Here is a 22,044-nt window from a genome sequence, read left to right as displayed (position 1 = left end):
TGGCTACTTCGCGTTGCGAATGTAGGCGCGCACGGCCAGCGGAGCGAAGATCACGGTGATGATCGCGGCACCAACCAGACTCCACAGCACGTGGGTGCCGACGTGGCCGTTGTTGCAGAGTTCCCGAACTGCGGAGACGAGGTGACTGACCGGGTTGACTTTCACGAATCCCTGCAGCCAACCGGGCATGGTCTCGACTGGCACGAAGGCATTGGACATGAACGTCAAGGGGAACATGATGAGCATCGAAATACCCTGCACCGCAGAAGCTTTGCTCATCAGGCAGCCCATCAAGGCGAAAATCCACGATACTGCGAAGCTGCATACGAGCACCAGCAGCATGGAGCCGACTACGCCAACCGGGTCGGGGCGCCAGCCCATCGCGATACCGACTGCAAAGGTGATCACCGTAGCGATCAGATAGCGCACCACATCGGCCAGCAGTGCGCCAGCCAGCGGTGAGATTCGCGCGATCGGTAGCGAGCGGAATCTGTCGAAGACACCTTTGTCCATGTCTTCGCGCAGTTGGGTGCCGGTCACGATGGAGGTGACGATGACGGTCTGCACCAGGATGCCGGGGATGATCACCGGCAGATAGGCGTTGATGTTTCCGCTGATCGCGCCGCCGAAGATGTAGGTGAACATCAGCGTGAAGATGATCGGTTGCAGCACAACGTCGAATAGCTGCTCGGGGTTGTGTCTGATCTTCAGCAGGCCGCGGTAGCCCATCGAAAATGATTGTCGCACAGTCTCGATGAGACTGATCGACGTCTTGGCCTCGGCACGAACGGAGGCGGTCGAGATGGATGTGGACGGAAGTGGTTTGTCCAAAGTGGTGGTCATGGTTACTGCTCCTTGCCGGTGATGGTGAGGAAGACCTCGTCGAGACTCGGCTTCTGGACGGAGATTTCTTCGATGGCGATGTCGTTGCCACGCAACGCGATCAGCACATCGGGGACGAGGTCGGGTCGATGGAGGTTAACGGTGACCCGAGAAGCTTCCGGGCTCAGCGTCGCGGTTTCGTTGAGTACTGATTCCACGATGCGGGCGACCTCGGCGGCGTCGGCGCGATCGGCCGGCGTCAGTTGCAGCGTGGACGATCCAACCGACTGTTTGAGTTCGTCCGCGGTTCCGTCGGCGATGACGATGCCACGGTCGATGACCGCGATGCGGTCGGCGAGTTGGTCTGCCTCATCGAGGTATTGGGTGGTGAGCAGAACCGTTGAGCCGTTGGCGACGAGTTTGCGGATGGTGTCCCACATCTGCGAGCGAGTACGTGGATCCAGGCCGGTGGTTGGCTCGTCGAGGAAGAGCAGCGGCGGAGTGTCGATGAGGCTGGCGGCGAGATCAAGTCGGCGGCGCATGCCGCCGGAGAACTCCTTGAGAGGCCGACTGGCAGCTTCTTCGAGGCCGAAGTCGTGCAGCAATTCTTCGGTGCGCTGGCGGCACTGCGCCCGTGACTTGCCCAGCAGTCGCCCGAACAGCATCAGGTTCTGGCTTGCGGTGAGATCTTCGTCGACCGAGGCGTACTGTCCGGTGACGCCCACCAGGGAGCGAACGGCCACGGCGTCGTGGACGACGTCGTAGCCGAAGACCTTAGCTTCGCCCGCGTCGGGCCGTAGGAGGGTGGCGAGCATGCTGACCGTGGTGGTTTTGCCCGCGCCATTCGGGCCGAGTACGCCGTAGACGGAGCCAGTGGGGACAGCGAGGTCGACGCCATTGACGGCCTCGGTGTCGCCGAAGTGTTTGACGAGACCACGCGCGTCGATGGCGAGGTCCGTCGATAGTGAATCGGAATGAAAAGCGCTGCGAGCGCAGTCGGTGACTGTCATGGCACAGACTCTGCCGGGCCGCTCTTGCATGGGACTGTCGTCGGCTTACGTGACGAGATGACGAGTAGTCTGCCCCGGTCGGCTTCTGCTGTGAGCAGAGCTTTCGACCTGGCCGTTCAACGATCGCTACGCTGCGAAGGTATGGAACCTGTGATGCGTGACTCGTCGCCCGAAGCGCTCTGGCGTGAGGTACTCGGGGAGTATCTGCGGGCCGAACGTCAACGTCAGCGGCGTATCTTGACCGAGGTCGCATTGGTGGCGGGTGTATCGCCGCAGTATGTGTCCGAAATTGAGCGTGGCCGAAAGGAACCGTCGTCGGAGATCTTGGCCGCGGTGGCGGGTGCACTGGGACTGACCCTGTTCGACGTTACGGCCGGTATCGCGGCGAGCTTGGCCGCCGCCGCACGTGTGCCAGCGGTGGTGTCGGCAGGGGGCTCGCGGCCGGAGTCACGCCCGTCCGCGTCGAGTGGCCGCGCACGACTGCATCTGGTCGCCTGACTTCCACGCAACCTCGCACCGCGCGGTCAGCGCGTTGTCATCACCTCGTCGGCGAGTCCGTACGCGACGGCGGCGTCGGCGGGCAAAATGAGGTCACGATCGGTATCGCGCCGCAGGGTGTGCGGTTCCTTCCCAGTGTGTTTGGCCAAAATCTGTTCGAGTTGGCCGCGGATCCGCACTACTTCGTCGGCATGGATGATGAGGTCGGGGATTGTGCCCTGACCTTCTACCGATGGCTGATGAAGGACGACTTTGCCGTGTGCCAGGATCGATCGTCGGCCGGTTGCACCGCCGGCGAGCAGGACCGCCGCGGGGCCCGCGGCCTGACCGACACAGGTAGTCGTTACCTCCGCGCGCATGTACTGGATGGTGTCGTATACGGCGAGCATCGCCGACGGTGAGCCACCCGGGGAATTGATATACAGGTTGATCGGGAGGTCAGGACTGTCCGATTCCAGGTGAAGCATCTGGGCGATGAGGGCGTTCGCCACGCCATCGTCTATTTCGGTACCGAGATAGACGATGCGATCGGATAGCAGTCGACTGTAGACGTCGAGTGAACGCTCGCCGTTGAGAGTCCGTTCGGTGACGTAAGGGATTGTGTAGCTGATCATTTCGCAGATCCCATCATGGCGGCGGGGCGGTGTGCTCGTGGATAGATAGCGTCGATGTCGGAGACGATATGGTCGGCGAATCCATAGTCGACGGCTTCGGCGGCGGTGTACCAGTGGTCGTGCTGCGAGTCGGCAATGATGTGATCGAGTGGCTGCCCGGTGAAGCGAGCGATCAGTGCTAGCACGGTATCGCGGGTATGGCGTAGATCATCGGCCTGCACTTCGACGTCCACGGCGGTTCCGCCGATACCGGCCGAACCTTGATGCATGAGGATGCGTGCGTGCGGGAGGACATACCGTTTGCCCCTCGTGCCGGCCGAGAGTAGGAATTGTCCTGCGCTGGCGGCGGTTCCGAGCGCGACGGTCGCGACATCATTGGGGATGAGGCCGATTACGTCGGCGATCGACAACATGGCGGGCACCGAGCCGCCGGGAGAGTTGATCCACAGGCTGATGTCTTTGCGCGGGTCCTGCGCGGAGAGCAGGAGCAATTGGCTGGTGAGGCGGTTGCCGAGATTTGCGTCGAGTTGATCGCCGAGGACGACCACGCGTTGGTGGAAGAGACTGACGCGTAGGTCGTCGTCGAGAGTTGTGCCGTTGTTGTCGCTCATACTCCGCAGTCTGCCCGAAAAGGACTGTGCAACAGGGTGTTTGCTGCCCTGGGAGGATCTGCTCTGAGCAGCGTGATCAGTGGGTCAGCACGTGAGCGATCGGATGAATTGTGACAGCGAAGGCTCCGGTGTCGATCCTTATCGGTTGGAGAGGTTTTCCAGCGCCCACATGATGACCATCGGTGAAGTCGCAGTGCCCGTTGGGATTGATGACAACCGTGCGTCTGCTGACCGGGTCGACGAAACTCACCCGGGCAGCGCCACGTAGTTCCAGTGGCTGGCGCCCGATCGCGTTATGCAACCACGATGCGAGAAACGGATAGGCCGTGTAAACGATTGTGCGACTGCGATTATCGGCTGGCGCCACAATTGGTTTGGGTACCTGGATCGGTGAATAGCCCGGTGTGATGGTGTTATCCGAGCGATAAGCCGGGGCGGAGGCTCCGTTGGCAGGCTGATGGGGATCAGGTTCCAGCGGGGCTGCGGTGGCCAGCGATGGGGTTAAGAGGGCGGCGGTCAGCGTAGCCGTCACGATGGCAGCTGCCGCGATGCCGCGGTGCGGTCTGTTCATGGGGTGACTATGGCGTGTGCCGTTGGGTATCGATAGGTTCTGGCGCGGCCTGGGTATTAAGGCGTATCGTCGGAGGTAATCCGCGATTGCACAACATGATTGGCAGACAATTAGTTGTGAGTCGTCCAGATTGGAGTGGTGCCTGAACGTATCCGCGGTTCCCTGGAATGGGATACCTATGCGGAGTCGTTCGGGCGTCGCCTTCGGTGCGTACGAGAGATCCGCGGATTGTCGCAGGAGGAGTTGGGATTCGCGGCAGACGTCTCCCGCAACCAGATCTCAAATCTGGAACGCGCGACCAGCAGTCGAACGCCCAAAATCGCAGACCCGGGGATGTCGATGGTCTACCGGCTCGCACGTGCGCTGGAGATTCCGCCGACGTTTCTGATGCCTGACGGCGCGGTCGTGTTGGGAACGCGATCGGGCGAATGGCGCCAGTGGTCGCGAGTGGAGGTTGAGCTCAACGCGGAAATGGCACGCCTGGGGGTCTGGGAAACCCGGTGACGATGGCCGTTGGCCCACTCGCACAATCGGTTTCACTACACAACAAGGTGGGCAGACAATTAGTTGTGGTTGGGAAAGATTGGATTGGTGCCTGACCGAGTTCGTGGATCCCTGGAATGGGACACCTATGCGTTTTCGTTCGGGCACCGGCTGGCGACTGTGCGCCGTGAGCGTGGACTGTCCCAGGAGGCGCTGGCGTTCGCGTCGGGAATGCATCGCAACCAAGTGTCGAATCTTGAACGGGGAGTGAGCAATCGAGAGCCGGGGATCTCAGATCCGTTGCTGTCGACCGTCTATCGGCTTGCGCGAGCGCTCGACGTTCCGCCGTCGTATTTGCTGCCCGATATCGATCAGGTGGTGCAGGAACGCTCGCCCGAGCAGGGCAGCGACGTCGAGGTCTCTCGAGTGGAAACCGAATTGAAGTCGCGGATAGCCGGCCGGTAAACCGTCGCGGCGAGCCTGCTCATGCCGCGGTGTGCTCCGGATGAGGTAGGTCGGTCAGGTAGCGTACGACGCGGCTGACGCGGCCGATTCGCTTCTCTATCAACATGATTGCCTCTGCCAGTTGAGCGGCGTCGTCGATGTCGGCGACCAACGCGACGGTGTGGCCATTGTTGCCGAGCATGAATGGCACGATGTCGGAGTAGCTATCGCTGACGACGCCGAAAGGTGTTCCGACGGCGAACAGGTGTCTGGCGTAGTCGGCGACGGCAGGGTCGGAGCCGATCACTACCAGGGGAACTGGTGCGTCTTGCGCGTTGGGATGGATGCTGCTGCGGTTGAGTCGAAGTTTCATAACTCATACATTGCCCGTGAAATCTGCTGTCGGACTTGCCAGAGTCTGTGAAGTTGGTGAGTCCCAGTCATCAGACTGGATTGCCCGCCGGGAACGACTCACGGCGACCTACGCCGCCCGATTGATTCGGACAGGCGCTGGTCGCCGTGGGTGATGACTACGGTGCGGTCAGTTGTGGTACGGCTCCGCGCTCACGAGGGTCACGGCGAACTCTTTTCCGTTGGGGCCCTTGTACTTCCGCGTGTCGCCCACCTTGGCATCGATCAATGCGCCGCCCAGTGGGGAGCTGGGGGAGTACACCGAGAGTTCGCCGTCCTGTGCGCCGGCCTCGCGGGTGGCGATGAGGAAGGTTTCGGTGTCGGACTTGTCCCCGTCGAAGTAGACCTTGACGACCGAGCCGGGCAGCGCGACGCCGGACTGGGTAGGTGCTTCGCCGACCTTGGCATTGTTCAGGAGTTCTTGCAGCTGACGGATGCGTGCTTCCTGCTGTCCCTGCTCTTCACGTGCGGCATGGTAGCCGCCGTTCTCCTTGAGGTCGCCTTCTTCGCGACGCTCGTTGATCTCGGCGGCAATGACCGGGCGGTTGGCGATCAGCGAATCCAACTCGGTTTTGAGCCGGTCATGCGATTCCTGCGTCAGCCACGTCACCTGTGTGTCGGTCATTGGTACTCCTTTGCGGTTGAGCATGCTGTGAGTTGTCCCAGCATGCGTCGGCGACCCGAAAGTGCCCTTGCGGACCCCACCGGGTGCGCCCCAAATGCAGCAACACGACCCCGAGCGGAGTCGTGTTTCCGTCCAGGATACCAGCGCGTGTGCTTTAAGGCACTTCCGTTACCGAGTCGTTGCCTGCGCGTAATGCTTCCTGATAGGACGGCTCGGCTCGCTTGAGCCATCCGACGAAGGCATAGGTAACCGGCATGACAACCAGCTCGACAAGCGTCTTCCATACGAACCCGATGATCGTGTAGTTCCAGAAGTCGGACCAGGTGGAGATGCCGAGCGCGGTGGCCGCGATGGAACAGAATACGAGGGTATCGGCGAACTCACCTACGACGGTCGATGAGATCAACCGCGCCCACAAACGTCTCTCGCCGGTGCGCTCTTTCATTTTCACGAGCACGATCGAATTGAGAAATTCGCCGACCAGGTAACCGAGCAGACCTGCGAGCAAGAATTGCGGCACGACGCCCGCGACGGTCCGAAATGCCTCCTGGCCCTCGTAGAAGTCGGCTGCCGGCAACTCGATGGTCAGCCAAAAGCACAGGGACGCAAGCAAAAGCACTGCGAATCCGGCAAAAATGGTGCGCCGCATCGCCCGAAAGCCGTATACCTCACTGATGACATCACCGAGTACGTATGCAAGTGGGAACAGATAGAAGGCACCGTCGGTGACCAATCCATTGAGGTGGAATGGGCCGAGGTCCAAGTGCAGCCAGTCGTCGAAAAGAACGACGCCTTTGGTGCCGGTGATATTGCTGATGAGCATGACCCCGACGAATAGCGCGACGAGCATGGGGAAGTAGCGGCCCGAGGTATCGGCGAATGCGACGCGCGGCCTCGGGGGCACGGCGCCTTTGGTCATCGACGTCATCGCGCCGGCTCCGAAAGGTATGGCGGGACCGTCGTCGTGCAGCCGAAGACCTCGCCGATCACTGGCGGCCGGGACGTGAGGACCTGACTCCCGGCGCCGACCTGCGTCGACTCGCCGGCTGGCACCAGCACCTCACGGCGTCCAACTTCGCCGCCGTCCTTGGCTCGCGCACGTACCACGCACGCGACAGCCGTCCCCGGATCCTGTCGGGTGACGGTGAACTGCACTTCGATGGAATTGCTGCTGGTGATCTGATAGCCGGTTGCCTGTCCCGACACTTTGGGATCGCCGAACTGGCGATATCCGATGTAGGCGATGGTCAACCCAGCGGCGACCACCACAACCGACAGCACGTAAAACCAGCGTTTGCGGCTCGACCGCGAACGCTCAACCGGGTAGGTGGCGCGAGGGCCGCTGCGCGGTTTGGAGTCCTCGGTGGCGGGCTGCTCGGTGCCCCCGTCTGAACTGTTCACGCGTCAATACCTACCATGAGGTGGTGAGATTGATGGCAGTGCATGCGCACCCGGACGATGAATCCAGCAAGGGTGCCGCGACGACGGCGCGATATGCCGCAGAAGGCCACGAAGTTCTGATCGTCACGCTAACCGGCGGCGAACGGGGCGACATCCTGAATCCGGCGATGGACCGGCCGGGCATCAAAGAGAACATCAGCCAGGTCCGTCGCGACGAAATGGCTGCCGCGGCCAAGGCGCTTGGCGTATCGCAGCGATGGCTCGGGTTTGTCGATTCCGGCCTGCCCGAAGGTGATCCATTGCCGCCGCTGCCGGAGGGGTCGTTCGCCGCGATCCCGATCGAGGGACCCAATCGGGCGCTCGTTGAAGTGGTGCGCGAATTCAAACCTCACGTCATGATCACCTACGACGAGCATGGCGGATACCCGCATCCGGACCACATTCGATGCCACGAGGTGTCGATGGAGGCGTACGAAAAGGCTGGTGACCCGGACGCGTACCCGGGTACCGGCGAGCCGTGGTCGGTATCGAAGGTCTATTACACGCACGGCTTCATCCGGAATCGGATGCAGTTATTCTCCGACGAGTTCGAGAAGAACGATATGGAGAATCCATTCAAGGAGTGGCTGGCCCGCCTGGACGAGCGCGGTGCGTTCGGGGATCTGATGGGACGGATCACCACTCAGGTCGAATGTGGTGACTACTTCGGCCAGCGTGACGACGCTTTGCGCGCGCACGCGACACAGATAGATCCAAACGGAGTGTTCTTCGCAGTACCCTTGGAGTGGCAGCAACGTCTGTGGCCCACCGAGGAGTTCGAGTTGGCGAAGACACGGGTGAAGACGTCGATCCCCGAGACCGACCTCTTCGCCGGGATCGAGGAGTAATGTACGGCACGCTGGAAAGGGTGGCCGTGCTGGCCGTCGACCCGAAAGGGCCGGAGTTTGGCAAAGCCTCGCCGCTGGGACTGCTGATCATCCTTCTGCTGCTCGCCGGCACCGCTTTCCTGATCTGGTCGATGAACAAGCAACTGCGCAAGCTGCCCGAAACATTCGACACCGAACACCCCGAGGCTGATCAGGCATTCGACGAGGGCACCGATTCGGTGAGTGACGAGTCGTCGACGCCGGTGCCGGATTTGCAGAAGCGGCCGTCAGACTGACGCCCTAACGACTGCGTTGGAGCCGACTTGTCCGTGAGATGGTGGACACATGAATCGGCTGACAAACGCGACCAGTCCGTATCTCCGCCAGCATGCCGACAATCCGGTCCATTGGCGTGAGTGGGGCGAGGACGCCTTCGCAGACGCGATAGCGCGCGATGTTCCCGTGCTCCTTTCGGTCGGGTACGCGGCCTGTCATTGGTGTCATGTGATGGCGCACGAATGCTTCGAAGACGACGAGATCGCGGCCCAGATGAACGCCGAGTTCGTGTGCATCAAAGTCGACCGGGAGGAACGTCCCGACATCGATGCGATCTATATGAACGCCACGGTCGCGATGACCGGACAGGGCGGCTGGCCGATGACCTGCTTCCTCGCGCCCACAGGCCAACCGTTCTACTGCGGCACCTACTTCCCACCGCGCCCGCGCAATGGGCAACCGGGCTTCGTCGAATTGATGACTGCGATCACCGACACCTGGATCAATCGGCGAGAAGAAGTCGCGCGAGTGGGCCAGGAACTGGCAGGTCATCTGAGTGCGGCGTCGAGTGGCCTGCCCGATGCCGATACGGTCCTCGACGACGAGCTGGCAGTGCAGGCGGCGAGCACGCTGGTCGCGCAGGAGGATCGCGTCCACGGCGGATTCGGCGGTGCACCCAAGTTTCCCCCTTCGGCGCAACTCGAAGCCCTTCTGCGGCACCACGAACGCACTGGCGATGTACATGCGCTCGGCGTCGTCGAGCGGACGGCACAGGCGATGGCACGCGGCGGAATCTACGATCAGCTCGGTGGTGGATTCTCCCGGTATACGGTCGACATTGCCTGGGCGATACCGCATTTCGAGAAAATGCTCTATGACAACGCTCAGTTGTTACGTGTCTATGCTCATCTCGCCTGCGTCGGTTCGGCTGCCGCGGAGCTGGCGGCGAAGGTAGTCGGACAGACAGTGGATTTTCTCGTTTCGGATCTGCGCGTCGTTGGCGGCTTCGCGTCGTCACTCGACGCGGATACCGACGGCGTCGAAGGCGCGACATATGTCTGGACCCGGCAAGAGTTCGACGACCTCCTTGGTGACGATTCGGACTGGGCCGCAAAGATTTTCGCTGTCACCGATGCCGGGACCTTCGAACACGGCACGTCGACCCTGCAGTTGCCCGTCGATCCCGACGACGCTGAGCGATTCGCATCGGTTTGCCACCGGTTGAGCGTCGCCCGCGAGCGTCGGCCGCAGCCGGGCCGGGACGACAAGGTCGTCAGCGCGTGGAACGGTATGGCAATCACCGGCCTCGTCGAGGCCAGCATGGCTCTTGCTCGGCCGGACTGGATAGATCTCGCTGCCTGGTGCGCCGGCGAGATTCTGACGCGGCACGTCGTCGACGGTGAACTGCGGCGTACATCGCTCGGCGGTGTCGTTGGGACTACGCCGGGGATGCTCGACGATCACGCCGCATTGGTAACCGGCCTGCTGAGCCTGTCCGCGGCCACCGGACAGCGGCGCTGGCTCGATGCGGCGATCACATTGCTGGACAAGGCTGTTGAACTATTCAAGGATCCGGCGGCGGACGGATCCTGGTTTGACGCGCCTGACGGTGTCGCCGGGCTCATCACGCGGCCACGGGATCCCGCCGACGGCGCGACGCCGTCGGGCGGATCGCTGATGGCAGAGGCGCTGTTGACGGCGTCGATGCTGGCTCCGCCGGAGAAAGCGGGCGTCTATCTCGAACTCGCCGATGCGACATTGCGGCGCGCGGCGGTGCTACTCGCCAAAGCGCCACGCGCGGCGGGGCATTGGCTGGCGGTGACGCAGGCGCGACTCAGTGGACCGATCCATGTCACCGCGACGTCGAGCGAATTGCTATCCGCGGCAAGGTCATTGGGACGAGGAGGAATGCTGGTGACCGAGGCGGGGGCCGGAGTTTCGGCAAACCAGCCGTCGGGGACCGTCATGGTGTGCAAGGGCACGGCCTGCTCGCTGCCGGTGCGGTCGATCGATGACTTGGTTGGATTGCTGTAGGGGGTGGGTGTGGGTGGTCTCGACACACCCGGCTCGGCTATTGGTGGTTGGTCGAGTGGGCTCGTCGAGCGCTAGCGAGACGCGCCTGTATCGAGACCTGGTGAGGTGAATGGTGTTGTGCGGTAGGGGTGTTGGGTGGGTGGTCTCGATACACCCGGCTCGGCTGGTGCCTCGCCGGGCACTCGACCAGCGGTGGAGCGGTGCCTCGCCGGGCACTCGACCAGCGGTGGAGCGGTGCCTCGCCGGGCACTCGACCAGCGGTGGAGCGGTGCCTCGCCGGGCACTCGACCAGCGGTGGAGCGGTGCCTCGCCGGGCACTCGACCAGCGGTGGAGCGGTGCCTCGCCGGGCACTCGACCAGCGGTGGAGCGGCGCCTCACCGGGCACTCGACCAGCGGGGATGGCGCTCGACCCGCGACTCCGGCGTCGGCCCTTAGCTCGACAACTCGTCCAAGGTCCGTTTCGGCTCGGCATCTGAAAGTAGCGCCATGCCGGCCGGGGCAAGGGCTAAGCATGCGCCGAATTCGATTGCCTGGCCGAGGAATCGGGCAATAAGCGACCGCGAGAAGTGCCCGTGGGACACCACGATCACGTCGCGGTCGACCAGGACGGCAGCGATTCGGTTGATGGCACTGTCCACGCGGGATGTCATGGCGGTCAGGGATTCTCCGCCGGGCGCGCCATGTGTCCAAATAGTCCACGTCGGATCCAGCTCGGCCTGGATGTGCATCCGGGTTAGGCCTTCGTAGTCGCCGTAATCCCATTCGGCGACCAACTCCGTAGTCTCATCGGGGGTGAGCCCCGCGAGTTGAGCGGTGCGTTGTGCGCGCAGCCGCGGCGAGCAGATCACGAGGGGATCGTCTAGTCGGTGCGCGGCAATCCGGGGACCCAGAGCGCGCGCCGCAGCTTCGCCGATAGATGTGAGATCAACTTCGGTGCGACCGGTGTGTCGCCCACTCAACGCCCACTCGGTCTGTCCATGACGGATCAAAAGGATGCGATGACCTGTGAGGGACTTCATTCAATTGATCCTAGTTGGCCGTGTTAGCATGGTCGGCGTGACCAGCACAGCGCGCGCGTATTGGCGTTTTATCGAGGCTCCGGGTGAGCCGACGATGAAGCGCTGACAGGCGCACGCAAACCCCGGAGCCCCAAGCAGCGACCATTCGGTTGCTGCTTTCTTGTTTCCGGGCTACCAGGGGAATTCTCGCGGTGACACCGGAACCGACTCAAGATCCGGCACAACCACGAAAGGCATTTCAGTGACCACCACCTCCGATGCGTCCGATCACTCGCATACGACGGCCACTCTCGATTCCGCATCGACATCTGATCGGCGTATCCGCGCCTTCCGGGCGATTCCGTCTCCGGACACTCTTCGCAGCGAACTTCCGCTGACTGCGCGTCGTGCGCTCGCCGTGCAGCGTGACCGTGAAGAAATCGCCGCGATCCTCGCCGGTCATGACGACCGACTGCTAGTCGTCGTCGGCCCTTGTTCGGTGCACGACCCGATCGCCGCTCTCGACTACGCGCGACTCCTGGCACCGCTGGCCGCCGAGTACGCCGACAGCGTGAAGATCGTGATGCGCGTGTACTTCGAGAAGCCGCGCACCACAATTGGGTGGAAAGGCCTGATCAACGATCCGGGTATGGACGGCACGTTCGACGTCGAACGAGGCCTGCGTACCGCACGCTCATTGCTACTCGACATCATCGACCTTGGCGTGCCGGTCGGCTGCGAGTTCCTTGAACCCACCAGTCCGCAGTACATCGCCGACGCCGTGGCGTGGGGAGCCATCGGCGCGCGTACGACGGAGTCACAGGTACATCGTCAACTCGCATCGGGTCTTTCAATGCCAGTTGGCTTCAAGAACGGTACCGACGGAAATATTCAGGTGGCTGTGGACGGTGTGAATGCTGCTGCCGCACAACATGTTTTCTTCGGAGTTGATGACTTCGGCAAGGGTGCGGTCGTGGAGACGGCTGGCAACGAAGACTGCCACGTCATCCTACGCGGTGGCACCGCCGGCCCGAACTACGACGCCGATTCAATTGCGCAAGCTGTCGCGGTTATTGCGAAAACCGATCTGCCGCAACGGGTCATGGTCGACTGCTCGCACGCGAACTCCGGCAAGGATCATCTCCGGCAAGCGGAAGTCGCGGGCGAGATCGCTGACATGATCAGTGCCGGCAACACCTCCATCAGCGGGGTGATGCTGGAAAGCTTCCTAGAGGCCGGTGCGCAGTCGCCCGACGCGCAGCCGTTGATCTACGGCAAGTCGGTCACCGACAAGTGCATGGATTGGGACGCGACCACGGTTGTGCTTCGTAAACTGGCGCGCGCCGGGCACCAGTAGTACTCGCTCACGCTGCCGAAGTGCCACTCGTCAGGGTTGGTCACCATACCGCCCGCTGGGAACTTCACCCGCTTTTCTCGCATTCACCCCATCCGTGGATGAGGTGAATGCGAGAAGACGAGGTGAGGTCGGGATGGCGGTGGGTCAGCCGACGAGGCCTATCCCAATCGCTTGACCGCTCGCGCCCCTGCGTCGACGACCAGAAATGTTAGCAGTGAGATACCGAGCAATGGGATGAACCAGCCGACCAATGCCGCGACCGCGACAACGCCCGCAATTGCCCACAACGATGCGTCGCGCCACGCCCCCGACGCCGGGGGTGCGCCGACTGAATCGCGAATACCGTTGTCGGAGTTGGCCTTACCTGTCGGACGGCGTCGCCACCACATCACATATCCGCGAACGATGACCGTCAGCAATGCGATACACAAGGCAAGCAAGGCGAGTTGGCTGACTATCCCGAAGAGGATGCCCATGTGCAGCTGGATTCCCCATTCGGCAAGTTTGGCGGCGAATGGCCAGTCGGCAAACCGAGAGAGATCGGTGACGGTATTCGACGCACCGTCGATCGCGACGACGTCGCGTGAGAACACCCACGGAACCCGAGACTGTTTGACGCTGAACGCGGTTGCCGAATCGGCAGGTATTGACGTCTCCACGACGCCGTCGAGGCCAGCGGCGCGCGCGGTCGCGAGGACGTCGTCGATCCGGGAGATGTTGGTGGACAGGACCTCCGACGACATCGTGGTCTCGCCTGGCATCGCCATTCCGCCATGTTGCTCATGCCCGTCGGCCGCCGTCGGCGAACCGCCGGTGAGTTCGGTATTCACCGATGGCGAGTTCCAACTCAGCGACGACCGCATGTCGGAGACATTCTCTCCTGCGAATCGCGACCAGGTGAGTCCGGTGGCAGACAGGAAGACCAACCCGACGGCGAGCCAAATACCAACGACCCCATGCCAATCCAGAGTCCGCTTGAGCTTGGCGCCGGGTGTAACCGTCGATGCCGACCGGTTAAGAGTGAGTAGGCGAGCATCGGTCCCGGCTCGTCGCTGCTTGCGAAATCGATTGACCCACAGTGCCAAACCGCCCAGTGCAATGACCCACAGCCAAGACGCGGCGAGTTCGCTGTAGATGCGGCCAGGCTCGCCGAGGTGGAGATTCCGGTGCAACTGGTCGATCCAGGTGCGGGTCGGCAGGGCGCCTGAGCTCCCGTAAACCGGCAAAGTGCCTTGTGACTTCGCGGTCGCCGGGTCGATGAATACCGACTGTCGCAACGATTCGCCCAGCGACGGATCATCGAACAGAACCCGCGTGGTGTGTCCGTCGATACCGGGTTGAACCGCGGTGGGTGTGAGATCGGGTAGTACCCGCTGAGCGGCCTCAACTTGGGCCGCAACAGGTTTGGCCGGCCCGTCGGTATCTGCCTGCAAGTAGCTTCGATAGGTCAGGTTTTCCAGCGTGGGAGCGACCGCATACATCGCGCCGCTGATGGTCGCGACGACTAAGAATGGCGCCACCAGGATGCCGGCGTAGAAGTGAAGCCGGCGCAACATGGGCGCGATCGAAGTATTTCGCTTTGGCGTTTTGGCCGGTGAATCAGATTGCGTCGGACCGGTTTCCGGGGTCGACGGAGACAGGGGAGGGGAAGACATGGGGATACTCATTTCGCGAATGGGCTGTTGGCGCGCCGGGCTTATGCCGGGCGCGCAAGGGAATTCAGTGCGAGATGAGGGCGTGAGGTGGTCCGCGAGTGACGCTCGCGCAGGAGATCAGTAGGCCATATGCGGACTGAGCCGGTGTCGAGGCGACCACCCACATGGGAGTCGCTGCGAGCGGGGTGTCGCCGGCGTCGACGACCAGCCGATGCAGGAGTGACAAGGCCCACACCGCAGCCGATTCCGCCAGCCAGATCAATACGACGTCTACTATCGCCGTGGCGCAGTGGAAGGCGAGCATATTCGGGGTCAGGCTCTCCACCAGGCCGGCGTGTGCGTGGTGGGTTCCGAGCATCAGCGTCGTGTGACCGACTAGCTGCCCCGCGAAGATGGTTGTGAGGAGCGGAAGCAGGGCGCCCCGGTCGACTCGTACGGCCGAGATGGCCGCACCGAAAGCCGCGCACGCCACAACCAACAGCATTACCGAGTTGCCCGACGGCGGCTCGCCACCCCCCGCGAGGCCGTGCGCAGTGATGCTCGTCGCGCCCGACAGACCGCCAGCGACACAGCCGCGCACGCGGCGCAGCGTCAGTCCGGCGGAGGTGGGCACCGGGTAAGAATAGCCGCCGACGACGCGATGACCTGCATCAGGCTTATCCTGCGATCAGAATCCAGGCCGCAATATAGTGCGTGATCGCGGCGACTGCCGTACACGCGTGGAAGACCTCGTGATAGCCGAAGAACTCGGGCCACGGGTCGGGCCACCGCGTCGCGTAGAGGATTCCGCCGACGCTGTAGAAGACGCCGCCGACCGCGAGTAAAACCAGGACGGCAACGCCACAGTGTTCGATGAGTGACGGCGCCGCCGCCACGATGACCCAACCGAGGACGATGTAAAGGGTGACACCCAGCCACCGTGGTGAACCCGGCCAAGCCAGTTTCACCAACACGCCGGCTATCGCGCCAGACCAGACGATGCCCAGAACCCACCATCGCGTCGGGTCGGGGAGCCCGACAACGCAAAATGGTGTGTAGGTGCCGGCGATGAAGATGAAGATCATCGAGTGGTCGGCACGTTTCATCATGGTGCGCGCCTTGACGGTTTTCCAGGTGACCCGGTGGTAAGTGGCGCTGACGCTGAATAGACCGACGACGGTCAGCGCGTAGATCGCGCACGCGAGCGCGGCTCCGGTGTTGCGAAGTACCGCCGCGCCGATGACTAGCGCGATGCCGGCAGCTATTGCGACGAATGCGGAATAGTGGTGGATAATTCCGCGTAGCAGCGGCTTGACGGGCGTCGCCGATTCATCCGGGGGAGTCAAGACCATGAACCTACGGTACCGTAGGTTTGGTGGTCAGGAGTGTGGAAGCTGCCTGTCAGTCTGCTCTCAGGTTGGCGCGTAAGGTGTCCTAGGTGACAGTTTCGCTGCGTTCGTGGGAGTTGAAGTAGGTGAAGATCCTTCCAGACCGGTTGCGGCGACCGATGTATCAGATTTACGAGCGTCGTCTAGTCCAGTTGATGGACCCCACCCAGAATCCGCAGCACGTTGCGATTATCTGCGACGGCAATCGTCGATGGGCGCGGGAAGCGGGTTTCGAGGATGTGAGCGCGGGGCACCGGGTCGGTGCGGCGCGCATCGCGGAGATGCTCAGCTGGTGTTCGGAACTCGGGATCGAGACGGTCACCATCTATCTCCTGTCGACGGAGAACCTGCAACGGGCGTCGGAGGAACTCGACGCCCTGATGGAGATCGTGCCCGATATCGTCGATGAGATCTCCGGGCCCGAGGGCAACTGGCGGGTGCGGATCGTCGGCACGCTGAATGGATTACCCGACGCCGTCGCGGAAAGATTGCGCACGGCATCGTCGCGCACCGACGAGCGCACCGGGATGAATGTCAATGTCGCGGTCGGTTACGGCGGCCGTCAGGAGATCGTCGATGCCGTCCAGTCGTTGCTTACCAAGGCGGTCGACGAAGGTGCGTCGCCGCGCGAAATGATCGACGCGGTATCCGTCGATGCGATCGACCGCAATCTTTATACCCAGGGCCAGCCTGATCCGGATCTGGTTATTCGGACATCAGGTGAGCAGCGGCTATCGGGATTTCTGTTGTGGCAGAGCGCCTATTCCGAAATCTGGTTCACCGACGCGTACTGGCCGGAGTTCCGACGCGTCGACTTCTTGCGCGCGCTACGGGACTATTCGGCGCGCAGCAGGCGGTACGGAAAGTAACGGCCGCGTCGGGCGCTTCGACCGACCGTTGCGACGATGTCGAGGATTCGGTGTCTGACGTCACGTGAACGCTGCGAGCAACCCGGCCAGCGCGTCGATGTCGGCGTTGAAACTGGAGTCGGGGGGTGAACCGAAACCGACGACGATTCCGCCGCGACCATCGGGTGGTGCCGTCGGATGACGAAATTGGCTCAGTCCGAAGACCAGGAATCCCGCTCTCCACGCCGTCGCGAGTAGCTCGTCTTCGGCGTCGGGGCGGCACGGCAGAACGATATGCAGTCCCGCGGAGACGCCGCCGGTGTCGACTCCGACGTCACGCAGGCGCGCGACCAGATGATCGCGCCGCTTCCGGTAGAACTGACGGCTGCGACGGATATGTCGGTCATAGGCGCCGGTCCGAATGAGTTGGGTCAGGACGAGTTGGTCGACGATGCTGGCGTCGGGTTCGCGGGGGCCCTTCGCTGCCACCAGCGGCTCTACGACGGCGTCGGGTACCACCAGCCATGCGGTGCGAACCGCAGGGGACAGGGATTTGCTGACCGATCCGGTGTAGATGACGCAGTCGGGCGCGAGTCCCTGCAGTGCACCGATCGGCTCACGGTCGTACCGGAGTTCACCGTCGTAGTCATCCTCGACGATGTACATGCCGCGCGAGCGTGCGTGGGCGACGACCGCTGCGCGCCGACCCGGACTCAATGCGACTCCGGTGGGAAATTGATGAGAAGGCGTCAGCAAGACGGCACGGGCGTCGCTGTACGCGCCGTCGCTGAGCGTGTCGACGTCGGCTCCGTCGCGATCGATCGGGATCGGCAATGTTGGTGTGCCGGCCGCTTCTATCGACGCACGGTGAAATGGCATGTTGAAGGCTTCAACGGCTAGTGCGCCGTCGACCGCGTTGCTGCACAGCGACACCAGTGCCGAGTGGACCGAGGTGGTGAGCACAATGTTGTCCGGACTCGTGCGGACTCCGCGGACGCGGGCCAAATATCGTGAAAGTTCTTCGCGCAGTTCGTAATTCCCCTGTGGATCACCTGGGCCGAAGGCGCTATGTGGCGCGTCGGTTATTGCGACGCGTGTTGCGGCTATCCAATCGGAGCGTGGAAACAACGATGGTGTGGGAGCGCCCAGGCTGAAGTCATGCGTTGGGCCGTCGGGCTTTCGCCTGGTATTCGGCAGAACTGACGGAGTGGATGTGTGTGCGACGACGGTGCCCGAGCCCTGTCGTGCGGTGAGCCATCCTTCGGCGATGAGTTCGGCGTAGGCGGCCGATACGGTGCCGCGCGCGACGCCGAGGTCCGCGGCCAGTGAGCGATACGGTGGCAGTTGGGTGCCCGCCGGTAGTCGGCCGTCGCTGATCGCTGCGCGAAGTTCGGTTGTCAATGATCTGCGCAGTTGTGCGCCTCGGCCGTGCGCCGACAGCGTCGGATCGGGCTGAAGGTCGAGAAACAGGTCGGTGCCCAGGCGCTGGGCGACGGCGGCCCAATGGTCAGTCGGCGTCACAACACTCCAATTGGCCCAAATTTCAGGCGGTAGATTGCACCGATAATACGTGCCAATTCTCGGTTACGTTGGTTCGGTAAGCGATGACAACAACGAGAAGAGGGTCGGATATGAAAATCCTGGTGATCGGGGCCAGCGGCGGTATGGGGCGTTTGGTCGCCGACGAACTGGACAGCCGCGGAATCGACGTGGTGCGGGCCAACCGCGCGGCGGGTGTCGACGCGTACACCGGTGACGGGCTGGCCAACGCCGCTCGTGGGGTCGACGTCATCGTCGAATGTGCCAACGTCGTCACGCAGAGCGCCGCAAAATCGATTGACTTCTTCGGCACGGTCGCACGCAACGTCAGCGCGGCCGCCATCGACGCGGGGGTAGAACGCGTCGTCTGTTTGTCGATCGTCAATGCGGCGGACCCGGACGTCAACGCGAAGATGGGCTACTACCAGGGCAAGGCCAAACAAGAAGAGGTGTACCGACAAGAACTGGGAGATCGCGCCATCGTGTTCCGCACCGGGCAATGGTTCGAGTTGGCTAGGACCTTGACCGACGCGATGAGTATTGGCCCGATCGGCATCAGTGCTCATATGTTGTCGCGACCATTGGCAGCGGCCGACGGTGCGAAACTGTTGGCCGACACCGCGATCAACGGTGGCGTGACCGACCTCGACGTTGCTGGTCCGGCAGATATGGATATGCTTGACGCCGCTCGTGCGATCGCGAAGCGGCGCGGCACACCAAAATGGGTTCTGGGAATCAACTACGGCGGCAAGGCGATTCGCTCGGGAGCATTGACTCCGCGCGGCGAGTTCAAGCAGACGCCGACCACCTTCGCGCAGTGGCTCGACGCGACTTACCCGGCAGGTGCCGCCGAGGGAGCGAACGCATGACCGTCGCACCCGAGCAGACCCGGATGTGGATGCCAGCCTCGAATCCCGTTGTGTACAAAGCGCTCGTCGCCCTGCAGCGTGCGTCGTCGAAGGACCTTGATGCCGGACTCGTGGAATTGATCTACATTCGGGCGTCGCAGATCAATGGCTGTGCCTACTGTTTACACATGCATACCAGCGATGCGCTGGAATCCGGTGCGGACCCGGTCACACTCGGACTGATCGCGGCGTGGCGTGAGTCGACCGGCATCTTCGACGATCGCGAACGCGCCGCGTTGGCGCTGACCGATGAGGTGACCCGGATAGCCGAAAGTGGTGTCAGGAGTGGCGTTTTCGAGGCGGCCCGTGCGGTCTTCGACGACTATGAATTGGGTCAGGTGCTGGCGAGTATCGCGATGATCAACACCTGGAATCGCATAGCTATCTCGGGCGGCTACCCGACGTCATTCGATGAGCGCGAGTCGGGATAGGCGGGGCATCGCCGCACTACAGCTTTCGCAGTCGCACACGGTTGATGGAGTGATCAGAATCCTTGCGTAACACCAGAGTTGCCCGAGGTCGCGTCGGCAGGATGTTCTCGATGAGGTTCGGGCGGTTGATCGACGTCCAGATATCGCTGGCAGCGGCGGTTGCCTGCTCGTCGGTCAACCCCGCATACGAGTGGAAGTGCGAATTGGGATCGGCGAAGGACGTGGTTCTCATCTGCAAAAACCTTGAGATGTACCACTTTTCGATGTCGCGGATCTTCGCGTCGACGTAGATGGAGAAGTCGAATAGATCTGACACCATCAGCGTTGGGCCGGTTTGCAGCACATTGAGGCCCTCGACGATCAGGATGTCGGGTTGGCGGACGTAATGCATAACGTCAGGCACCCGGTCGTAGGTGAGATGCGAATAGACCGGAGCGGTGACTTCCCGCGCGCCCGACTTGACCTCAGTGACGAAACGCAGCAGTGCCCGGCGGTCATATGATTCGGGAAAGCCCTTGCGGTGCATGATCCCTCGCCGCTGAAGCTCGTTGGTGGGCAACAGGAATCCGTCGGTGGTGATCAAGTCGACCTTCGGATGCGAATCCCACCGCGCGAGGAGGGCGGCGAGCACACGCGCCGTCGTCGACTTGCCAACCGCGACGCTGCCGGCGATGCCGATGACGAAGGGAACTTGACGACTGGTCTGTAATTCGCCAAGGAAGGTCGATGTCGCGGCATAGAGCCGTTGCCGCGCCGCCACCCGAAGGTGAATCAGACGTGACAACGGCAGGTAGACATCGGCGACCTCGTCGAGATCGATCTGCTCGCCCAGGCCGACGAGAGAGTCGAGTTCGGCCTCGTTGAGCACCATCGGCATCGCCTGGCGAAGATCACGCCACTGTTTGCGGTCGAGTTCGATATAGAGGCTCGGGTCGCGCCCGGTAGCGTCGCGTGCCATCAGCGCATCCGCGGGGTCAACGGACAGGTCGTCGATGCGAACATCGTCCTAGCTTAGGCACGTGGAGCGGTGATCGGCTCATCGGCGTCGCTATCGTGGAGGCCTTATGGAGACAACTGTGGTGGAGGAGTACCTGCGACTCGGCCTGGCGTTCGACCGTCTGGAGCCGGGATTCGTCGATGCGTATACCGGCGACCCGCGATTGCGGGCCGACGTCGAATCCGGTCCCCGGCCCGACCCCGTCGAACTTGTCCGTCGCGCGCGGCACCTGCGTACACAGCTACCAGGCGAATTGCCCTCGGCGCGTGCGGCATTCGTCGACTCGCAACTGGCGGCGCTCGAATGCTCCGCCCGCAAAATGGCCGGTGACCAGATCAATTTCGTCGACGAGGTGCGTGCATATTTCGACGTCGACATCGAACTGGCCGATCCGCAGGTGTATCGGGACGCGCAGACCGAACTCGCCGACGTCCTCGACGCTCCGGTGGTCGCCATTGCGGACGCATATGCCGACCACCGACGTCGGGACGAGATCCCGGCGGACCGGGTCGAAGAATGCGTGCGAGCATTCGCCAGTGCCTTACGTGACCGGGTGCGAAGCACATTTCCGTTGCCCGACAACGAGACCGTCGACTTCGAGGTGGTCTCCGACCAGCCGTGGTCGGGTTTCAACTACTACCTGGGCAACTATTCGTCGCGGGTTGCCATCAACGGCGATCTCACGCAGTACATGTCGTCGTTGCCGCATCTCATCGCTCACGAGGCATATCCCGGGCATCACACCGAACACTGCCGGAAAGAGCAGTTCCTGGTGGGCGCGGGACAGCAAGAACAATCGATATTCCTGGTGAACACTCCGCAGTGCCTCATGGCAGAGGGATTGGCCGATCACGCGCTGGTCGCCGCCGTCGGGCCGCACTGGGGTGTGTGGGCCCAGGAAATCTACGCCGACCTGGGGCTGCGGTTCGACGGTGAGCGTGCGCAGCGAGTGGGCCGCGCAACCGCTGGCCTGCTTTCGGTGCGGCAGGATGCGGCGTTGCTACTCCATGATCGGCAGGCCGACGAGGGCACCGTCGCACAGTTCCTCCAAACCTGGCTACTCACGCCGCCGGCCCGATCGCGCCATATGCTTCGATTCCTTACTTCGCCGTTGTGGCGGGCCTATATCAGCACCTATGTCGAGGGTTATCGGTTGCTCAACACCTGGCTCGACGCGGTGACGGCATCGCAGCGGTTGGTGCGATTCGGTCGACTACTCGATGAGCCGCTGACCCCGGCCGCGCTGCGAGCGGAACTCGCCGAATGAGCCACACCCG

26 protein-coding genes are annotated in these 22,044 nt (G+C 62.6%); 11 read left to right on the top strand and 15 right to left on the bottom strand.

The genetic code is table 11. From position 1 onward, the window contains the following. Window positions 1–3: 3 nt before the first annotated feature. On the bottom strand, window positions 4–843 hold the full coding sequence (locus AAFP29_RS15940) for an ABC transporter permease (RefSeq protein ID WP_419218373.1): 840 nt from the start codon (window positions 841–843) through the stop codon (window positions 4–6). A 2-nt stretch (window positions 844–845) separates the two neighbouring features. Next, entirely contained in the window at window positions 846–1,832 is a 987-nt protein-coding gene (locus AAFP29_RS15935; RefSeq protein WP_419218372.1) for an ATP-binding cassette domain-containing protein, read from the bottom strand. Between the two features lie 141 nt (window positions 1,833–1,973). Here AAFP29_RS15935 and AAFP29_RS15930 point away from each other — a divergent pair, with 141 nt between their 5' ends. Beyond that, entirely contained in the window at window positions 1,974–2,330 is a 357-nt protein-coding gene (locus AAFP29_RS15930) for a helix-turn-helix domain-containing protein (protein ID WP_419218371.1), read from the top strand. Window positions 2,331–2,356: 26 nt separating this feature from the next. On the opposite strand, the gene AAFP29_RS15925 is transcribed toward AAFP29_RS15930, so the two are convergent. The 3 genes from AAFP29_RS15925 to AAFP29_RS15915 all read right to left on the bottom strand — a co-directional run bounded on the left by AAFP29_RS15925 (window position 2,357) and on the right by AAFP29_RS15915 (window position 4,126). Next, window positions 2,357–2,944 (bottom strand): ClpP family protease, encoded by a 588-nt coding sequence (locus AAFP29_RS15925; protein ID WP_419218370.1) that lies wholly within the window; start codon window positions 2,942–2,944, stop codon window positions 2,357–2,359. Then, window positions 2,941–3,555 (bottom strand): ClpP family protease, encoded by a 615-nt coding sequence (locus AAFP29_RS15920; RefSeq protein WP_419218369.1) that lies wholly within the window; start codon window positions 3,553–3,555, stop codon window positions 2,941–2,943. The genes AAFP29_RS15925 and AAFP29_RS15920 overlap by 4 nt, the downstream gene beginning before the upstream one ends. 76 nt (window positions 3,556–3,631) lie before the next feature. Further along, window positions 3,632–4,126 (bottom strand): hypothetical protein, encoded by a 495-nt coding sequence (locus tag AAFP29_RS15915; protein WP_419218368.1) that lies wholly within the window; start codon window positions 4,124–4,126, stop codon window positions 3,632–3,634. A 138-nt stretch (window positions 4,127–4,264) separates the two neighbouring features. Here AAFP29_RS15915 and AAFP29_RS15910 point away from each other — a divergent pair, with 138 nt between their 5' ends. Both AAFP29_RS15910 and AAFP29_RS15905 read left to right on the top strand, forming a co-directional pair. Next, window positions 4,265–4,630 (top strand): helix-turn-helix domain-containing protein, encoded by a 366-nt coding sequence (locus tag AAFP29_RS15910; protein ID WP_419218367.1) that lies wholly within the window; start codon window positions 4,265–4,267, stop codon window positions 4,628–4,630. 87 nt (window positions 4,631–4,717) lie between these two features. Next, on the top strand, window positions 4,718–5,074 hold the full coding sequence (locus tag AAFP29_RS15905) for a helix-turn-helix domain-containing protein (RefSeq protein ID WP_419218366.1): 357 nt from the start codon (window positions 4,718–4,720) through the stop codon (window positions 5,072–5,074). A gap of 19 nt (window positions 5,075–5,093) precedes the next feature. Here AAFP29_RS15905 and AAFP29_RS15900 read toward each other — a convergent pair whose 3' ends face one another. The 4 genes from AAFP29_RS15900 to AAFP29_RS15885 form a co-directional block, all read right to left on the bottom strand. Next, the gene (locus AAFP29_RS15900; protein WP_419218365.1) at window positions 5,094–5,426 is read right to left on the bottom strand and encodes a hypothetical protein; all 333 of its coding nucleotides are present in this window, start codon (window positions 5,424–5,426) and stop codon (window positions 5,094–5,096) included. 168 nt (window positions 5,427–5,594) lie between these two features. Next, entirely contained in the window at window positions 5,595–6,089 is a 495-nt protein-coding gene (greA, locus tag AAFP29_RS15895; RefSeq protein ID WP_419218364.1) for a transcription elongation factor GreA, read from the bottom strand. A 154-nt stretch (window positions 6,090–6,243) separates the two neighbouring features. Then, the gene (locus AAFP29_RS15890) at window positions 6,244–7,017 is read right to left on the bottom strand and encodes a queuosine precursor transporter (RefSeq protein ID WP_419218363.1); all 774 of its coding nucleotides are present in this window, start codon (window positions 7,015–7,017) and stop codon (window positions 6,244–6,246) included. Further along, entirely contained in the window at window positions 7,014–7,490 is a 477-nt protein-coding gene (locus tag AAFP29_RS15885) for a DUF4307 domain-containing protein (protein WP_419218362.1), read from the bottom strand. The genes AAFP29_RS15890 and AAFP29_RS15885 overlap by 4 nt, the downstream gene beginning before the upstream one ends. Before the next feature lie 32 nt (window positions 7,491–7,522). Here AAFP29_RS15885 and mca point away from each other — a divergent pair, with 32 nt between their 5' ends. From mca to AAFP29_RS15870, 3 genes are read left to right on the top strand one after another with little or no spacing between them, the layout of a single operon-like run. After that, complete coding sequence (gene mca / locus AAFP29_RS15880) at window positions 7,523–8,377, top strand: mycothiol conjugate amidase Mca (RefSeq protein ID WP_419218751.1); 855 nt, start codon at window positions 7,523–7,525, stop codon at window positions 8,375–8,377. Next, a complete protein-coding gene (locus tag AAFP29_RS15875) occupies window positions 8,377–8,652 on the top strand; it encodes a hypothetical protein (protein ID WP_419218361.1) in 276 nt (91 codons plus the stop codon). The genes mca and AAFP29_RS15875 overlap by 1 nt, the downstream gene beginning before the upstream one ends. A gap of 49 nt (window positions 8,653–8,701) precedes the next feature. Beyond that, complete coding sequence (locus tag AAFP29_RS15870; protein WP_419218360.1) at window positions 8,702–10,666, top strand: thioredoxin domain-containing protein; 1,965 nt, start codon at window positions 8,702–8,704, stop codon at window positions 10,664–10,666. Window positions 10,667–11,098: 432 nt separating this feature from the next. On the opposite strand, the gene AAFP29_RS15865 is transcribed toward AAFP29_RS15870, so the two are convergent. After that, the gene (locus AAFP29_RS15865; RefSeq protein ID WP_419218359.1) at window positions 11,099–11,686 is read right to left on the bottom strand and encodes a histidine phosphatase family protein; all 588 of its coding nucleotides are present in this window, start codon (window positions 11,684–11,686) and stop codon (window positions 11,099–11,101) included. 241 nt (window positions 11,687–11,927) lie between these two features. Between AAFP29_RS15865 and AAFP29_RS15860 the strand changes: the two genes are divergently transcribed. Further along, window positions 11,928–13,022 carry a 3-deoxy-7-phosphoheptulonate synthase gene (locus tag AAFP29_RS15860; protein ID WP_419218358.1) on the top strand — a complete coding sequence of 365 codons (1,095 nt, stop codon included), beginning with the start codon at window positions 11,928–11,930 and terminating at the stop codon, window positions 13,020–13,022. Window positions 13,023–13,180: 158 nt separating this feature from the next. Here AAFP29_RS15860 and AAFP29_RS15855 read toward each other — a convergent pair whose 3' ends face one another. From AAFP29_RS15855 to trhA, 3 genes are all read right to left on the bottom strand, one after another. After that, complete coding sequence (locus tag AAFP29_RS15855) at window positions 13,181–14,677, bottom strand: PepSY-associated TM helix domain-containing protein (protein WP_419218357.1); 1,497 nt, start codon at window positions 14,675–14,677, stop codon at window positions 13,181–13,183. Window positions 14,678–14,741: 64 nt separating this feature from the next. Further along, complete coding sequence (locus tag AAFP29_RS15850; protein WP_419218356.1) at window positions 14,742–15,290, bottom strand: hypothetical protein; 549 nt, start codon at window positions 15,288–15,290, stop codon at window positions 14,742–14,744. 43 nt (window positions 15,291–15,333) lie between these two features. Further along, window positions 15,334–16,008: a PAQR family membrane homeostasis protein TrhA gene (trhA, locus tag AAFP29_RS15845; RefSeq protein WP_419218355.1), complete on the bottom strand. Its 675-nt coding sequence runs from the start codon at window positions 16,006–16,008 to the stop codon at window positions 15,334–15,336. 122 nt (window positions 16,009–16,130) lie between these two features. Here trhA and AAFP29_RS15840 point away from each other — a divergent pair, with 122 nt between their 5' ends. Next, window positions 16,131–16,913, top strand: a complete 783-nt coding sequence (locus tag AAFP29_RS15840; RefSeq protein WP_419218354.1) for an isoprenyl transferase — start codon at window positions 16,131–16,133, stop codon at window positions 16,911–16,913. 60 nt (window positions 16,914–16,973) lie between these two features. Here AAFP29_RS15840 and AAFP29_RS15835 read toward each other — a convergent pair whose 3' ends face one another. Continuing rightward, entirely contained in the window at window positions 16,974–18,413 is a 1,440-nt protein-coding gene (locus AAFP29_RS15835; protein ID WP_419218353.1) for a PLP-dependent aminotransferase family protein, read from the bottom strand. A gap of 110 nt (window positions 18,414–18,523) precedes the next feature. Between AAFP29_RS15835 and AAFP29_RS15830 the strand changes: the two genes are divergently transcribed. After that, entirely contained in the window at window positions 18,524–19,300 is a 777-nt protein-coding gene (locus tag AAFP29_RS15830; protein ID WP_419218352.1) for an SDR family oxidoreductase, read from the top strand. Further along, window positions 19,297–19,770: a carboxymuconolactone decarboxylase family protein gene (locus tag AAFP29_RS15825; RefSeq protein WP_419218351.1), complete on the top strand. Its 474-nt coding sequence runs from the start codon at window positions 19,297–19,299 to the stop codon at window positions 19,768–19,770. Before AAFP29_RS15830 ends, AAFP29_RS15825 begins: the two co-directional genes overlap by 4 nt. A gap of 16 nt (window positions 19,771–19,786) precedes the next feature. Here AAFP29_RS15825 and coaA read toward each other — a convergent pair whose 3' ends face one another. Continuing rightward, window positions 19,787–20,728, bottom strand: a complete 942-nt coding sequence (coaA, locus tag AAFP29_RS15820; RefSeq protein WP_419218350.1) for a type I pantothenate kinase — start codon at window positions 20,726–20,728, stop codon at window positions 19,787–19,789. A gap of 106 nt (window positions 20,729–20,834) precedes the next feature. Here coaA and AAFP29_RS15815 point away from each other — a divergent pair, with 106 nt between their 5' ends. Next, a complete protein-coding gene (locus tag AAFP29_RS15815) occupies window positions 20,835–22,034 on the top strand; it encodes a DUF885 domain-containing protein (RefSeq protein WP_419218349.1) in 1,200 nt (399 codons plus the stop codon). Window positions 22,035–22,044 lie beyond the last annotated feature (10 nt).

The sequence above is a fragment of the Gordonia sp. CPCC 205333 genome, from assembly GCF_048537885.1.
Lineage (GTDB): Bacteria > Actinomycetota > Actinomycetes > Mycobacteriales > Mycobacteriaceae > Gordonia.
This window is presented reverse-complemented; position numbering and strand designations above follow the sequence as displayed.

Coding starts and splice junctions, on each gene's coding strand:
- AAFP29_RS15940 (WP_419218373.1), bottom strand. CDS start 843: ATGACCACCACTTTGGACAAACCACTTCCGTCCACATCCATCTCGACC.
- AAFP29_RS15935 (WP_419218372.1), bottom strand. CDS start 1,832: ATGACAGTCACCGACTGCGCTCGCAGCGCTTTTCATTCCGATTCACTA.
- AAFP29_RS15930 (WP_419218371.1), top strand. CDS start 1,974: ATGGAACCTGTGATGCGTGACTCGTCGCCCGAAGCGCTCTGGCGTGAG.
- AAFP29_RS15925 (WP_419218370.1), bottom strand. CDS start 2,944: ATGATCAGCTACACAATCCCTTACGTCACCGAACGGACTCTCAACGGC.
- AAFP29_RS15920 (WP_419218369.1), bottom strand. CDS start 3,555: ATGAGCGACAACAACGGCACAACTCTCGACGACGACCTACGCGTCAGT.
- AAFP29_RS15915 (WP_419218368.1), bottom strand. CDS start 4,126: ATGAACAGACCGCACCGCGGCATCGCGGCAGCTGCCATCGTGACGGCT.
- AAFP29_RS15900 (WP_419218365.1), bottom strand. CDS start 5,426: ATGAAACTTCGACTCAACCGCAGCAGCATCCATCCCAACGCGCAAGAC.
- greA (WP_419218364.1), bottom strand. CDS start 6,089: ATGACCGACACACAGGTGACGTGGCTGACGCAGGAATCGCATGACCGG.
- AAFP29_RS15890 (WP_419218363.1), bottom strand. CDS start 7,017: ATGACGTCGATGACCAAAGGCGCCGTGCCCCCGAGGCCGCGCGTCGCA.
- mca (WP_419218751.1), top strand. CDS start 7,523: ATGGCAGTGCATGCGCACCCGGACGATGAATCCAGCAAGGGTGCCGCG.
- AAFP29_RS15875 (WP_419218361.1), top strand. CDS start 8,377: ATGTACGGCACGCTGGAAAGGGTGGCCGTGCTGGCCGTCGACCCGAAA.
- AAFP29_RS15870 (WP_419218360.1), top strand. CDS start 8,702: ATGAATCGGCTGACAAACGCGACCAGTCCGTATCTCCGCCAGCATGCC.
- AAFP29_RS15865 (WP_419218359.1), bottom strand. CDS start 11,686: ATGAAGTCCCTCACAGGTCATCGCATCCTTTTGATCCGTCATGGACAG.
- AAFP29_RS15855 (WP_419218357.1), bottom strand. CDS start 14,677: ATGTCTTCCCCTCCCCTGTCTCCGTCGACCCCGGAAACCGGTCCGACG.
- trhA (WP_419218355.1), bottom strand. CDS start 16,008: ATGGTCTTGACTCCCCCGGATGAATCGGCGACGCCCGTCAAGCCGCTG.
- AAFP29_RS15830 (WP_419218352.1), top strand. CDS start 18,524: ATGAAAATCCTGGTGATCGGGGCCAGCGGCGGTATGGGGCGTTTGGTC.
- AAFP29_RS15825 (WP_419218351.1), top strand. CDS start 19,297: ATGACCGTCGCACCCGAGCAGACCCGGATGTGGATGCCAGCCTCGAAT.
- coaA (WP_419218350.1), bottom strand. CDS start 20,728: ATGGCACGCGACGCTACCGGGCGCGACCCGAGCCTCTATATCGAACTC.
- AAFP29_RS15815 (WP_419218349.1), top strand. CDS start 20,835: ATGGAGACAACTGTGGTGGAGGAGTACCTGCGACTCGGCCTGGCGTTC.